Source organism: Pseudoxanthomonas sp. USHLN014, from assembly GCF_037153335.1.
Lineage (GTDB): Bacteria > Pseudomonadota > Gammaproteobacteria > Xanthomonadales > Xanthomonadaceae > Pseudoxanthomonas_A > Pseudoxanthomonas_A winnipegensis.
The window spans coordinates 795774-809877 of record NZ_JBBCKO010000001.1 but is presented as its reverse complement, the minus strand read 5'-3'; the positions used below and the strand labels follow the sequence as shown (position 1 = coordinate 809877).

General features: G+C 70.4%; 11 protein-coding genes. 3 read left to right on the top strand and 8 right to left on the bottom strand.

Features of this window, described 5'->3' with window-relative positions:
• Positions 1–28: 28 nt before the first annotated feature.
• Both WFQ05_RS03670 and rnd read right to left on the bottom strand, forming a co-directional pair.
• Complete coding sequence (locus WFQ05_RS03670; protein ID WP_337052680.1) at positions 29–1981, bottom strand: CocE/NonD family hydrolase; 1953 nt, start codon at positions 1979–1981, stop codon at positions 29–31.
• Between the two features lie 156 nt (positions 1982–2137).
• Entirely contained in the window at positions 2138–3223 is a 1086-nt protein-coding gene (gene rnd, locus WFQ05_RS03665; RefSeq protein WP_337052679.1) for a ribonuclease D, read from the bottom strand.
• A 129-nt stretch (positions 3224–3352) separates the two neighbouring features.
• On the opposite strand from rnd, the gene WFQ05_RS03660 reads away from it, so the two are divergent.
• Together WFQ05_RS03660 and WFQ05_RS03655 are read left to right on the top strand one after the other, a co-directional pair.
• The gene (locus WFQ05_RS03660; protein WP_337052678.1) at positions 3353–5221 is read left to right on the top strand and encodes a formylglycine-generating enzyme family protein; all 1869 of its coding nucleotides are present in this window, start codon (positions 3353–3355) and stop codon (positions 5219–5221) included.
• 13 nt (positions 5222–5234) lie between these two features.
• Positions 5235–6140 (top strand): M48 family metallopeptidase, encoded by a 906-nt coding sequence (locus tag WFQ05_RS03655; protein ID WP_130518089.1) that lies wholly within the window; start codon positions 5235–5237, stop codon positions 6138–6140.
• Positions 6141–6147: 7 nt separating this feature from the next.
• Here WFQ05_RS03655 and WFQ05_RS03650 read toward each other — a convergent pair whose 3' ends face one another.
• From WFQ05_RS03650 to gluQRS, 4 genes are all read right to left on the bottom strand, one after another.
• Positions 6148–6885, bottom strand: a complete 738-nt coding sequence (locus WFQ05_RS03650) for a beta-ketoacyl-ACP reductase (protein WP_337052677.1) — start codon at positions 6883–6885, stop codon at positions 6148–6150.
• Between the two features lie 438 nt (positions 6886–7323).
• Entirely contained in the window at positions 7324–7869 is a 546-nt protein-coding gene (gene phaR / locus WFQ05_RS03645) for a polyhydroxyalkanoate synthesis repressor PhaR (RefSeq protein WP_130533195.1), read from the bottom strand.
• A gap of 140 nt (positions 7870–8009) precedes the next feature.
• Entirely contained in the window at positions 8010–8750 is a 741-nt protein-coding gene (gene phbB, locus WFQ05_RS03640) for an acetoacetyl-CoA reductase (protein ID WP_130518095.1), read from the bottom strand.
• Positions 8751–8832: 82 nt separating this feature from the next.
• Positions 8833–9693 carry a tRNA glutamyl-Q(34) synthetase GluQRS gene (gluQRS, locus tag WFQ05_RS03635; RefSeq protein ID WP_337052676.1) on the bottom strand — a complete coding sequence of 287 codons (861 nt, stop codon included), beginning with the start codon at positions 9691–9693 and terminating at the stop codon, positions 8833–8835.
• A gap of 116 nt (positions 9694–9809) precedes the next feature.
• Between gluQRS and htpX the strand changes: the two genes are divergently transcribed.
• Complete coding sequence (gene htpX / locus WFQ05_RS03630) at positions 9810–10706, top strand: protease HtpX (RefSeq protein WP_130532063.1); 897 nt, start codon at positions 9810–9812, stop codon at positions 10704–10706.
• Positions 10707–10789: 83 nt separating this feature from the next.
• Here the strand turns inward: htpX and WFQ05_RS03625 are convergent, their stop codons facing one another.
• Both WFQ05_RS03625 and epmB read right to left on the bottom strand, forming a co-directional pair.
• The gene (locus tag WFQ05_RS03625; protein ID WP_337052673.1) at positions 10790–12868 is read right to left on the bottom strand and encodes an EAL domain-containing protein; all 2079 of its coding nucleotides are present in this window, start codon (positions 12866–12868) and stop codon (positions 10790–10792) included.
• Between the two features lie 121 nt (positions 12869–12989).
• A complete protein-coding gene (epmB, locus tag WFQ05_RS03620; protein ID WP_337052672.1) occupies positions 12990–14039 on the bottom strand; it encodes an EF-P beta-lysylation protein EpmB in 1050 nt (349 codons plus the stop codon).
• Between the last annotated feature and the right edge of the window lie 65 nt (positions 14040–14104).

Below are 14104 nucleotides of genomic sequence, written 5' to 3'. Positions count from 1 at the left end.
GGCGTCGAATCGACGCCGCCGTGTTGCATCACTTGATGCCGCTGACCACCGGCAGCAGCACCGAACTGGGCTGCGCGCCGCCCAGCTTCACGCTGATGGTGGCCTCGCGGTAGTCCTTGGGCTGGGCCAGGAAGATGTTGGGCACGAAGGTCTGCGGATTGAGGTCGTACAGCGGGAACCAGCTCGACTGGATCTGCACCATCACCCGGTGACCGGGCAGGAAGGTGTGGTTGGCCACGGGCAGGTCGAAGCGGATCGGCACGGTGGTATTGGACGGGATCGCGCTGGGGTGCTCCAGGCTCTCGCGATAGCGCCCGCGCAGGATGTCGGCAGAGACCATCAGCTGGTAGCCGCCCAGCTTCGGATCGTCCGGCACCACGTCGGGGTAGACGTCGACCAGCTTGACCACGAAGTCGCCGTCGCTGCCGTTCGTGGACAGGCGCAGGTCCACCTTGGGCGTGCCGCTGATGCGCAGCGGCGCGTCCAGCACATCGGTGACGAAGGTCAGCACGTCCGGGCGGGCGGCGGCCTGGCGCTGGTCGCTGACCAGCCAGCTCGGCCACGGGTTGTCGTCGTAGCCGGTGGCCGGCAGCGGCCGGGGCAGGAAGGGCACGGGGTTGGACGGATCGGACACGTACTCGTCGCTGCCGGCGGTGGCCTGCGCATCGAACCCGGCGGTGCCATTGTCCTTCAGGTACAGCGGCTGCTCGGCGATGCGGCAGCCCGAGGCGCAGCCCTGCGGCCAGGACTTCAGGTGCTCCCAGTGGTTCTCGCCGGTACGGTAGACGGTGACCGGCGAGACCTGCATCGGCGGCGCGTCGTCCATCAGATAGTGGTCCAGGAACGGGCGCAGCACCTCGCGGCGGAAGGTCGCGGCGGTGTCGGTGTCGAACTTGATCGCGCCCAGGTGGGTGCCGTCCTCGCGCTGGCCGCCGTGGTTCCACGGGCCCATCACCAGGAACACCTTGTCGTTGCGCGTGTCCTTGGGTTCCAGCGCCGCGTACACGGCCATGTCGCCGTAGATGTCTTCCTGGTCCCACAGGCCGTGCACCAGCATCACCGGGATGCTGAGCGGCTCCTTGGCGAGCAGCTTGTCGACCGCCTGTTCCTGCCAGAAGGCGTCGTAGGACGGGTGCGCCAGCAGCTTGCGGAAGAAGCCGAGCTGGTCCATGCCGCGGCGCTTGCCGATCAGGCCGGCCGCGCCGCCCTTGAGGTAGAAGTCGTAGTCGTCGGCGTCGGTCTGGATCCAGTGGATCGTGTTGCCGCGCGTGGCCTCCTGCTCGTAGATGTAGGGCAGGTTGGTCTGGCGGAAGGCGCCGTTGTGGAACCAGTCGTCGCCGCGCCAGCCGTCGACCATCGGGTTCATCGGGATGGCCACCTTCAGCGCCGGATGCGGATGGAACAGCGCCATCAGGCTGGTGAAGCCGTCGTAGGAGATGCCCAGGATGCCGACCTTGCCGTTGGACTCGGGCACGTTCTTGGACAGCCAGTCCACCGTGTCCCAGGTGTCGGTGGAGTGGTCGACGTTGCTGTCGTTGAGCGGGCCGATCTGCGGCCGGTTCATGACGTAGTCGCCCTCCGAGCCGTACTTGCCGCGGATGTCCTGGACCACGCGGATGTAGCCGTGCTTGTTGAACAGCTCGGGGAAGTTGTCGTAGCCCTGCAGCACGGCGGCCAGGCGGTTGCTCTTGGCCAGCGTGGTCATGCCGTCGGCGTCGTAGGGCGTGCGGGTGAGCAGCATCGGCGCGCGGTGGGCGCCCTTGGGCACCAGGATGACCGTATGCAGCTTGACCCCGTCGCGCATCGGGATCTCGACCTCGCGGCGGACGAAATCCGCCTCCGGGTCGTCGGGCACGACGAAGTGCGCGGGGCGATCGGGCTCGGGCTTCTGCTGCGCCAGCAGCGTCGGCATGGTCAGCAGCGCGGACAGCAACAGCGTGGTGCTGGCGAAGAACAGAGCAGGACGGTGCAACCGAGACATCAGCTTCTCCGAGGCGGGCGACGGGGCGTCCCGCGCCGGGCTCGCGTTCGCAGCGCGAGGCCGCGCGTGCGAAGGACCGGTCCGGAGGACGTCGTAGCGTAGCGCCTGGCCTGCTGGCGCGATAGCGGGCTTCGCGCCCTCGGACGGGGCCTGCCGTCAGGCCCGTGGCGAGGCCAGCAACGGTGCCAGCACCGGTTCGAGCTGGGCACGGCGCCAGCCTTCCAGCGCGGCCGGCCACTGGCCGTGCTCCATCAGCGCCTCCAGCCAGCGGCGCGAGGCGAGGATGCCGTCGGGCAGGCCGAGCGCGGCCGAGTGCGCGGCCACGGCGTCCTGCAGTTTCTTCAGGCGCTGCTTGTCCTGGTCGCCGTTCTTCGCCAGCGGCGCGTCGGCTTCGTCCGGCAGCGGCGTGGACAGGGCCTGCCAGAGCGCGTCGGCCAGCTTGCGCGGCGATTTGGGCTGTCGTTCGAGCCAGTCGATCAGGGACTCGCGCGAGGCCACGGGCGTGCGGGCCAGGGTCACGGCCAGCTCGTTGTCCAGGATCCAGCTCTTGGGCCGGTCGCTGGCGCGCGCCTGCGCCTCGCGCCAGCGCAGCAGCCGCAGCAGGCGATGCTGCGCCGGCGCATCGAGGAACTGCGCGCTGCGCAGGGCCAGATGCGGCCAGCGCTCGCCACCATCGTCCTCGCCCTGGGCGATCAGCCGCGCGCCATCGGCCTGCAGCCAGTCCAGCCGGCCCAGCGCCTGCAGCTTCTCGGTCAGCGCCGCGTACAGCGCGCCCAGGTGGACCACATCGTCGGCCGCGTATTCCAGCTGCGCGGGGCTGAGCGGGCGCTTGAGCCAGTCCGAGCGGGTCTCGCCCTTGGCCAGGGTGACCCCGGTGATCTGCGCCACCAGCTTCTGGTAGCCCATGCCGCCGCCGATGCCGGCCAGCGCCGCGGCGATCTGGGTGTCGAACAAGGGCGAGGGCAGCACGCCGCAGGCGCAGCGCAGCGCGATCAGGTCCTCGCTGGCGCTATGCATCACCTTGACCACGCCAGAATCGGACAGCAGCGGCGCCAGGGCCTGCGGCATGCCAGGCACCAGCGGGTCGACCAGCAGGATGGTGTCGCCGATGGCGATCTGGACCAGGGCCAGCTGCGGCCAGAAGGTCTTCTCGCGGATGAATTCGGTGTCCAGGCCCACCCAGGCGGGCAGCTGCTGCAGGTGCGCTCGCAGCGCGTCGGGGGTGTCGATCCAGAGGGGCACGCGGGTCTCGAGGTTGGGAACCAGGGGGCGCACCGTCGCGCAGGCTTGCACACGCCTTGGCGCGGTTGGGGCGACAATAGCCTAACGTCCCCGGCCATCGGCCGCCTTTGGATCATGACGGGAGGAACCTTGCGGCGATTCGCCCCGGCGCTGCTGGCGCTGCTGCTGACAGCCTGCGACCGCGCGCCCGAGCCCGCCGCGCGGCCGGCCACGCCTGTGGCCAGCCCGGCGCCCGCGGCCGGCCAGGCGCCGGCGCCGGCGCGCACGCCCAGCGTTACCATCAGCGACAGCAACGGCGATGCCGCGCTGAACTGGTCGCCGCCCGCGCTGGCGCTGGAACCGGGCCAGGTGCGCCAGGCGCGCCGCGAGGCCGCCGCCGCGCTGCGCGCGGGCGACCTGTTCGAACAGCCGCGCGATGCCATCCCGCTGTACCTGGCGCTGCTGCGCCTGAATCCCAACGACGCCGTCGCCAAGCGTGGCCTGGCCAACGCCGGCACCGCCCTGCTGGCCCAGGGCCGGCGCGCGGTCGCCGCCGCGCAGGACGATCCGGAGGCGCTGGCGCGCGCGGTGCGCATCGCCGCGGTGGTGCGCACGGTGCTGGCGCAGGACCCGCGCGCCGAACCGTATCTGGGGCAGGTCGATCTGGCCGAGCAGCTGGCCCGGCTCAACGCCACCGGCGAGAGCCAGCTGCGCCAGGGCCTGCTGGGCGAGGAGGGCAAGGACGGCGCGCTGAGCACCTTCCGCGCCGTGCTGGCGCAGGCGCCGGGCCAGCCGCGCGCCCTGCAGGGCATGGCGGCGACGGAGAGCGCCTTCATCCGCCGCGCCGAGGACGCCGCGCGCGCCGGCGACTTCGACGAGGCCGCCCGCTGGATGGGCTTCGCCAACGGCCTGCGCGAGGACGCGCAGACGGTCAAGGACGGCTATGCGCGCATCGAAGCCGAGCGCACCCGCCAGATCGCCGCGCTGCGCGACGCCGGCGTGGACGATCTGGTCTCGCCGCTGGGTCTGAAGGACGCGCGGCAGAAGCTGGAGGCCGCCCTGCGCATCGCCCGGCCCGGCGATCCGGTGGCCGCCGACCTGCGCCAGCGTATCGATCTGGCCACGCACTACGGCCTGTTCCGGCCCGGCCAGTCCTTCACCGATGCCATGCATGGCGGCGGCCGCACGCCGGTGATGGTGGTGGTGCCGCATGGCGCCTTCCGCATGGGCGCCGACGAGGACGAGCCGGGCGCGTCCGAGGCCGAGCAGCCGGCGCATTACGTGCGCTTCGACCGCGGCTTCGCCGTCTCGCGCACGGCGGTGACGGTGGGCCAGTACCGGCGCTTCGTGCAGGCCACGCAATACCGCTCGCGGGCGACGCGGCGCGGGCATTCGATCGTCTACGACGAGCGCAGCGGCAACTTCGTACGCCGCAGCGGCGTGGATTGGCAGTCGGACTACGCCGGCGCCAAGGCGGCCGACGACATGCCGGTGCTGCACGTCAGCGTGCGCGACGCGGAGGCTTACGCCGACTGGCTAGCCGAGCAGACCGGGCACGCCTACCGCCTGGCCTCGGAGGCCGAGTTCGAATACATCCTGCGCGCCGGCAGCCAGGGGCGTTACTCGTGGGGCAACTCGACTCCGCCGCCGGCGGGCGTGGGCAACCTGACCGGCGGCAACGACGTCTCGCCCAGCGGCCGCCACTGGGGCAACGCCTTCGTCGGCTACGGCGATGGCTGGTGGGGTCCGGCGCCGGTGGCCACGTTCAAGCCGAACGCCTGGGGGCTATACGACGTAGGCAGCAACATCAGCGAGTGGGTCGCCGACTGCTGGCACGCCAGCTTCCGGCGTGCGCCGGGCGACGGCGCGGCGTGGTTCAATCCCGGCTGCCGGGCCCGGGTGATCCGGGGAGGCGGGTGGGCCTCCTCGCCGCAGCAGGCGCGGGCGGCGTGGCGTGCCTCGCAGGACTCGGACATGACCAGTGCGCGGGTAGGCTTCCGCGTGGTGCGCGGCATCTGACAAGGATCAAGGCATGAATGCGGCTTACGACAATGGGGGCATGCAGCGGCGGCGCGGATTCGGGATCCGCTGGTGGATCCTGTTGCTGTTCGCCGGCTATGCCGCGTTCCAGTGGATCTCCAGCCGCCAGACCGATCCCTACACCGGCCAGGACGCGCATTACGGCGCCACGCCCAGCGAGGAATCCGAGCTCGGCGTGCAGGCCTACCAGCAGGTGCTGGGCGAGGCGCGCCAGCAGGGCGCGCTGCTGCCGGCCAGCGACCCGACCAGCCAGGAAGTGGCGACCATCGCCCAGCGCCTGATCGCGCGCGTGCCGCAGGTGGCGGCCGACCTGGCCAAGCAGCACGACCAGCCGGTGCCGGATCTGTCCGGCTACGACTGGCAGGTCAGCGTGCTGCGCTCGGACGAAGCCAATGCGTTCTGCCTGCCGGGCGGCAAGATCGCCGTCTACACCGGGCTGTTCCCGATCGCGCAGACGCGCGATGCGCTGGCGGTGGTGATGGGGCATGAGATCGCCCATGCGCTGCTGCGCCACAGTTCCCAGCGCATGGCCCAGCAGAAGCTGGTGCAGATGGGGCAGGTGGCCGCCGGCATGTCCGGCATGGACCAGCAGACCATGGCCGCACTCGGCGCCGGCGTGCAGTACGGCGTGGTGCTGCCCTACGGCCGCAACCACGAATCGCAGGCCGACGAGGTCGGCCTGATGCTGGCCGCGGCGGCCTGCTACGACCCGCAGCAGGCGATCCCGCTGTGGGAGCGCATGTCCCAGCTGGGCGGCGGCGAGCGTCCGCCGGAGTTCGCCTCTACCCACCCCGACCCGTCCAACCGCATCGCTCGCCTGCAGCAGCTGATGCCCGAGGCCGAACAGTTCCGCGCCCGCTACTGCGGCGGCCAGCCGGCGAGCGACCAGCCGCTGTAGCGCGTCTTCAGAAGCCCATGTACAGCCCGCCGTTGACCGGCAGGTTGGCGCCGGTGATGTAACCGGCCGCGTCCTCGGCCAGGAAGCGCACCGCGCGGGCGATGTCCTCCGGCTCGCCCAGCCGGCCCACCGGCACCAGGCCCGTGGTGCGCTGCAGGACCTCGGCCGGCATGGCCGCCGTCATCGGCGTGCGCACATAGCCCGGCGACACGCTGTTGACCGTGAGGCCCTTGGAGGCGACCTCGCGCGCCAGGGACATGGTCAACCCATGCAGGCCGGCCTTGGCCGCCGCGTAGTTGGCCTGGCCGAAGTTGCCGGTCTGGCCGCTGACCGAGCTGATGTTGACGATGCGGCCGTGGCCGCGCTCGACCATGCCGGCGATGGCGTGGTGGCACAGCTGGAAGGCGCTGGTCAGATTGACCTGCAGGACCGCGTTCCACTGCGCCAGGTCCATCTTGCGCAGGGTCGCATCGCGGGTGATGCCGGCATTGTTGACCAGGATGTCCAGCGCGCCGTGCGTGGCCTGGACGCGGGCGATCAGCTGCGCGCATTGCGCATCGTCGCTGACATCGGCCGGTTCGAAGGCCACGCGCCCGTCGGTGGCCGTCTGGAAGGCCTCAAGGCGCGCAGGCTCGGCCGGCAGGTCGGTGGCGATGACGGTGTGGCCGGCCTCGGTCAGGGCGCGGCAGATCGCCGTGCCCAGGCCGCCGATGCCGCCGGTCACCAATGCGATGCGTGGAGTCATGGATGCAGGATCGATGAAGGACAGCGCGCAAGGATACTCCGCAGGCTTGCGGCCCCGTCTGTGCGGGCTGTTGTCGCCGCGATGCGCGGCAATCCATGCTGCGCAGCATGGCGTGGGGCAGGGTAATGCCGAGGGTGTCGCTCAATGCTCACAATCGCGTCTGTCTTGGGGCCGCGATCTGTGCCGGACACCTGCCTGACCGAACGCTGAGATTCGTACAGGCACCCTGAGCGGACGGCGCTTGCTGCGCCTGCCGCTTGGTTATCGCTTGAAGAAATCTGGCTCAGGGTCGGCGTTGCGGGAGTGCTCGACGCACCAATGACTCGAGCCGTATTGCCGGCGCCATCGCCGTCGGTCGGATCGGACGCCGCGGGCCAGGCCGGGGCGTCGGTCGGTCGAAGCGGATCGGCCGCTTCGTCGTGCGAAAAACGCAGCGCTTTAGCGGCGCGTGGACTTGCTGGAGCTCTCGCGCGTCGTCGGGCCATCCTTCGCGCCGTTGCTGCCGCCCGTGCCGGGCGTGGAAGTCGGACGCGTGGGGCCGCGGCTCAGGCCGCTGGTGAGGTTGCGCTGGAAGTCCTGCCAGATCTCCAGGTTGCGCTCGGTGAGCTGGTTCATCATCGCCCACGGCGTCTGCCCCAGCAGGTTGCCCATCTGCTGGCGGAACTGCGCCTGCTGGTCCATGAACATCTGCATCGAGCGCTCGAGGTAGTTGCCCATGAAGCCCTGCAGCGAATCGCCGTAGAAACGGATGATCTGGCTGAGCAGCTGGGTGGACAGCAGCGGCTCGCCGTCCTGCTCCTGGTCGCTGATGATCTGCAGCAGCACCAGGCGGGTCAGGTCCTCACCGCTCTTGGCGTCGCGCACTTCGAACTCTTCGCCGTCGACGATGAGTTGGCGCACGTCCTCGATGGTGATGTAGCTGGAGATTTCGGTGTCGTAGAGACGACGGTTGGGGTACTTCTTGATGATCCGGATCGCAGCCATGGAGCAGTCACCTCAATCAATGTGCGCGGAGCATGCGCCCGGGTTTTTTGCGGCGCAACCATACTTTGGGAGCGTTTGGGGTGTGGAGTGGCGCTGTCGGGCGAGGCCGCCCGGGCACGCGCCGGGCACCCTGGTCGGACTCACCAGCCCATGTACTGACCACCGTTGGCCGACAGGTTGGCGCCGGTGATCCAGGCCGCCTCCTCGGCCACGAAAAAGGCCACCGCGTAGGCGATGTCCTCGGGCGAACCCAGACGGCCGGTGGGGATCTGGGCCACGATCTTGTTGCGGATCTCCTCGGGCACGGCCATCACCATCTCGGTGGCGATGTAGCCGGGCGAGACGGTGTTGACGGTGACGCCGAACTGCGCGTTCTCCTGCGCCAGGGAGATGGTGAAGCCATGCATGCCGGCTTTAGCCGCGGCGTAGTTGGCCTGGCCGTATTGGCCCTTCTGGCCGTTGATCGAGCTGATCTGCACGATCCGGCCCCAGCGCCGGGCGCGCATGCCGGCGATCACCGGCCGGGTCATGTTGAACACCGAGGACAGGTTGGTGTCGATCACCTCGTTCCACTGCGCCGCGTCCATCTTGTGGAAGGTGGTGTCGCGGGTGATGCCGGCGTTGTTGATCAGGATGTCGACCGGCCCCAGCGTCGCGGTGACCTCATCGACCATGGCCTGCGCCTGCTCGGGATAACGCACGTCGCCCTGCACCAAGGCGATGTCCACGCCCTCGTCGGCCATGCGCTGCTGCCAGGTGCGGGCGCGCACCGGGTCGCGGTAGTTGGTGGCCACCCGATGGCCCAGACCCGCCAGCTTGCGGCAGATGGCCGTGCCGATGCCGCCGGTCCCGCCGGTAACCAGTGCAACGCGAGGAGTCATGGAGAAACGCATCTAAGGAGGCAAGGGGCTGGCGATTCTAGTCAGCACCTGCAGCATTTTTGTTGTGCGGCGCAGCATGGATTCACGCCGAAGCGGGCAGGCGCGCGGGGTCGAAGCCATGCTGCGCCGCATGCAGCAGCGTGTCCACCGTCTCGGCCCCCTCCAGCACGCTCGCCGCCTGGCCCAACTGGACCCAGGCCGAACGCAGCGCGGGCAGCAGGTTGTCGGCGTCCAGGGCCTGCGCGCCTTCGGATTTGGACAGCTTGTGCCCGTGGGCATCCAGCAGCACCGGCAGGTGCAGGTAGCGCGGCGTGGGCAGGCCCAGCGCCTGCTGCAGCAGGATCTGGCGCGGCGTGGAGTCCAGCAGGTCGGCGCCGCGCACGATATCGGTCATGCCCTGGTCCGCGTCGTCCACCACCACCGCCAGCTGGTAGGCCCAGGGCCCGTCGGCGCGGCGCAGGACGAAGTCGCCGACCACGCGCCCGACTTCCTGGCGCTGCGGGCCCTGCAGGCCGTCGTCGAAGGTGACAATGCAGTCACCGGGTACGCGCAGCCGGATGGCCGGATCGGGCCGCCGGGTCCGGGCGACGCACTGGTGGTGGACCCCACCGGTGGCGGCCAGGTCGGCGCGGCTGCAGTGGCATTCGAAGGCCAGCCCGCGCGACAGCAGGCGCTCGAGCGCGGCGGCGTAGGCATCTCCTCGCGTGTGCTGCCAGCGCACCGGTCCATCGCTGCGCAGGCCGAGTTTTTCCAGCAGTTGCAGCTGTGCCTGGGCGGCGCCGGGGACTTCGCGCGGCGGGTCCAGGTCCTCGATCCGCACCCACCACTGCCCGCCGGCGTGGCGCGCCAGCAGCCAGCTGCCGAACGCCGCCAGCAGCGAGCCGGCGTGCAGCGGGCCGGTGGGCGAGGGCGCGAAGCGGCCGCGGTAGGAGCTTGATGACATTGACGAAATCGACGCGCAATCGCTGAACAACCGGTCAGCCGGCAGCTTGAAGTCAAACCGGGGCGTCCACAAGATTCATCTCGTTCCCCCTCATTCCTTTTTCCCTGGAGTCGACCGTGTTTACCCGCATCGCATTGTTCCTGCTGACCAACCTGGCCGTGCTGGCCCTGGCCAGCGTTGTGATGTCCCTGCTTGGGGTCAATTCGGCCAGCATGGCCGGCCTGCTGGTGATGGCCGCGCTGTTCGGCTTCGGCGGCTCGATCATCTCGCTGCTGATGTCCAAGTGGATGGCCAAGCGCGCCACCGGCGCGATGGTGATCGAAACCCCGCGCAACGAGGCCGAGCAGTGGTTGCTGGAGACCGTGCGCCGCCAGGCCCAGGCCGCCGGCATCGGCATGCCCGAGGTGGCCGTGTACGAGGCGCCGGAGATCAACGCCTTCGCCACCGGCGCCAACCGCAACAACGCGCTGGTGGCCGTGTCCACGGGCCTGCTGCGGCAGATGAGCCGCGACGAGGCAGAGGCCGTGCTGGGCCACGAGGTCAGCCACGTCGCCAACGGCGACATGGTGACCATGGCCCTGCTGCAGGGCGTGCTGAACACCTTCGTGATCGTGCTGGCGCGCGTGGTCGGCGGCGTGATCGACAGCTACCTGTCGGGCAACCGCGAGGGCAACAGCCGCGGCTTCGCCTATTACATCATCGTGTTCGCGCTGGAGATGGTGCTGGGCCTGTTCGCCACGATGATCGCGATGTGGTTCTCGCGTCGCCGCGAGTTCCGCGCCGACCACGGCGGCGCCACGCTGGCCGGCCGGCAGAAGATGATCGCCGCGCTGGAGCGCCTGCAGGCCAACCACAGCACCAGCACGCTGCCGGCGCAGGTGGAGGCCTTCGGCATCGCCGGCGGCATGGGGCAGGGCCTGAAGAAGCTGTTCCTCAGCCACCCGCCGCTGCCCGAGCGCATCGCCGCCCTGCGTGCCGCGCAGGTCCAGCAGCGCGCCGGCACGGTGATGTAAGCCGGCTGACCGCAATGCTTTGCAATTAAAAGCCCGCCTTTCGGCGGGCTTTTCGCATCCGGCGGGAGCGTTGTGCCGGCGATTCAGGCGTTGAAGTCGAAGCTCATCTCCGGCATCGCGTTGGCGACGAACGAGCCTTCCACGTAGTCCAGCCCGGCGCCGAACAGCAGCGACATCGTCCCCGGGTCCTGCACGTGCTCGGCGATGGTGGTGATGCCGTCGCGCTGCGCGCGCGCGGTGATCTCGCGGATCTTGTCCTGGTTCTCGGCCACGCGGGTGTGGTCCTGGGTGAAGCTGCGGTCCAGCTTGAGGAAGGCCGGGGTGAAGTGCGCCAGCAACTGGAAAGAATCCAGCCCGGTGCCGAACTGTTCCAGCCCGACCTTGCAGCCCAGGCGCGCGGCCGACTGCAGCAGCTCCTGCGCCGCGCGTAGGTGGGTGAAGACCTTGGCCTCGGTGGTCTCCAGCCAGAGCCGCTCGCCCGGCAGCCCGGTGGCGGCCAGTTCGTGGGCGATGGTCTCCACCAGGCGCGTATCGCCGAAGGAGGCCTGGCTGATCTTGACCATCATGCGCGTGGGGCGCCCGGCGCGTTCGCGCGCGGCCAGTGCGGCGATGGCCGCGCGCACCACCCAGCGGTCGATGTCGGCCAGCAGCCCGGCTTCCTCGGCGATGGCCAGGAAGGTCACCGGCTTGATCCGCTCGCCGCTGCCGTTGTCCAGGCGCAGGAAGCCTTCGTAGAAATCGCCCGGCGCGCCGAGCAGCGGGATGATCGGCTGGTAGTGCAGGGCGAAGCCGCTGCCGGTCAGCGCCTCGCGCACCAGGTCCAGGATGCGCTGGGCGTACTCGGCCTCGGCGCGGTCCACCGCGGCCGGGTCGAAGATCAGCACGCCGTTGCCGCCGACGCTGGCCACCGACTGCAGGTTCTCGCTGGCCCGCGCCAGCACCTGGCTGACGCTGGCGATCTTCTCGCCGATCTGCACGCCGCCCACGCTCAGGGTGGCGGTCACCGCGTGGCTGCCGATCTCGAACACATGCGCGGCGAAGCCGGCGCGCAGGCGCTCGGCTAGCGCCGCGGTGTCGGCATGGCTGCAGTGGCACAGCACGGCGAAGCCGTGTTCGCTGAAGCGGGCGGCGACCATGCCTTCGCCGATCAGGCTGGAGAAGCGCGCCGCCATCGCCGCGATCAGCGCATCGGCCGAGCCCAGCCCGATGTCCGGCAGCAGGCGCGCGTAGTGATCCGGTTCGACCAGCAGCAGGCCGTACTGCTGCTCGCCTTGCCCGACCTGGGCCACGGCATCCTCGAGCGCGTGCAGGAAGGTGGGGCGGTTGAGCAGGCCGGTGACCACGTCGCGCTGGCGCAGGTCCTCGACCTCGCGCGCCAGTTCGGTATCCAGCTCGCGGCGGCGGAACACCACCTGCACGCAGGCCTCGCCCTCGTAGGTGGCGGTGGCGAACTCCATCACCGCCGGGAAGGCCTCGCCGTCGAGCGTGCGCGCCTCGCACTCGTAGCGCGGCGGGGGCGGCTCGCCCTTGCCGATGCGCTTGAGCAGCTGCTTGAAGTCTTCCACGTCCTTGGGCGCGATCAGGTCCAGCAGCGACAGACCCTCGATGTCCTCGAAGGAGGCGAATCCGAACATGTCCAGATACGCATCGTTGGCGCGGATGTGCATGCCTTCGTGCACATAGGCGATGGGGTCGCGCGAGGAGGCGATCAGCGCATCGCAGCGGCGCTCGGTCTCGCGCAGCTGGGCCTCCAGGCGGCGCAGGCCGCGGCGGGCCTCCAGGTCCTCCCATTCGGCGCGCAGCACGCTGAGCAGATGATCGGGACGCGAGCGCACCGCGACCGCGCTGGCGCCATTGATCAGGTCGTCCACCACCGAAGGCGTGCTCGAGGCGTCGACCATCACCACCACCGGGATGTCCTTGCCGACGGCGGCGACCTGCTCCAGCACCGCCGAGACCGGGAGGGTGCGGGCGGTCTTGGCCACCAGGATCAGGTCCACCGGCTGGCTGGCCAACTGCTGGACCAGTTCCTCCGCATCCAGCGGGCGCAACGGCCGCACGGCGATGCCGTCGTTGCGGAACGTGCTGACCACGCCCTCGGCCGCCTCACCGCTGTCGTCGATGATCATCAGCCGCACGGGCGTGTCTTTGCCGATCTGCATGGCGCTTCGTGCTGGGAGCGGGGGACGGCGTTTAATACAGCATGGTCACCGGAGCGTCCATCCTGACCATCGGCTGGCTTGCGGATTCGTGAAGGCCGTCCTGTGCTACGGCCGCGCGCGCTCAGCGCAGCGGGCGCTTGCCGGTGTCGCCCGGGATCTCGCGCACCAGGCGCGGCACCAGGTAGCCGGACAGGCGCGCGGCCAGCTCGGCATGCAGCGCCAGCGCGGTGGCGTCGTCCACCTCGAAGTGGGCCACGCCCTGCACACGGTCGAGCTGGTGCAGGTAGTAAGGCAGCACGCCGGCGGCGAAGCCGCGTTCGGACAGCGCAGCCAGCGCATCGACGCTGTCGTTGACGCCGCGCAGCAGCACCGCCTGGTTGAGCAGGGTCGCGCCGCTGCCGCGCAGCGCGGCCAGGGCCGCATCGACGCTGGCATCGAACTCGTTGGCGTGGTTGGCGTGCAGGACGAAGGCCACCGGCCAGGGCAGCGCGCCCAGCCACTGCAGCAGGGCGGCATCGACGCGCTCGGGCAGGACCACGGGCAGGCGGCTGTGGATGCGCAGGCGCTTGAGGTGCGGCACCTGGCGCAGGGCATCGGTCAGCTCGGCCAGCTTGGGCGTAGACAGCGACAGCGGGTCGCCGCCGGACAGGATCACCTCGTCGATGCTCGCATCCTCGCGCACCCGGGCGATCGCCTCGGCCCAGTGATCGCGCGCGGCGGTCTCCTCGCCATACGGGAAGTGCCGGCGGAAGCAGTAGCGGCAGTGGATCGCACAGCTGCCGGTGGCCACCATCAGGGCGCGGCCCTGGTACTTCTGGATCACGCCGGTGGCCGAGCGCGCGGCCGCGTCGCCGACCGCGTCCAGGCCGAAGCCGGGCAGCAGGCGCAGCTCCTGGTCCAGCGGCAGGACCTGGCGCAGCAGCGGGTCGTGCGGGTCGCCGTGGCGCATGCGCGCCACGAAGCCTTCGGGCGCCAGCAGCGGGAACTGCGCCGCGGCCTGCGGCGAAACCCCCAGCGCGGCCGCGTGCAGGCCCAGCCGCGTGAGCAGTTCGCCCGGATCGCGCACGGCCCGACGCAGCGCCTGCTGCCAGCCCGAAGGCTGTAGCGGCGCGGGGGCGGTGGCGCTGGCGGCGGGGGCCGGCTGTCTGGAAAGGGGTGCTGCAGGTATCATGAGCGTTTGAACGAAGCATGCGCCCGCCGGTTGCGGCGGGCGTCCCCATTGTATCCGGCCGCTCG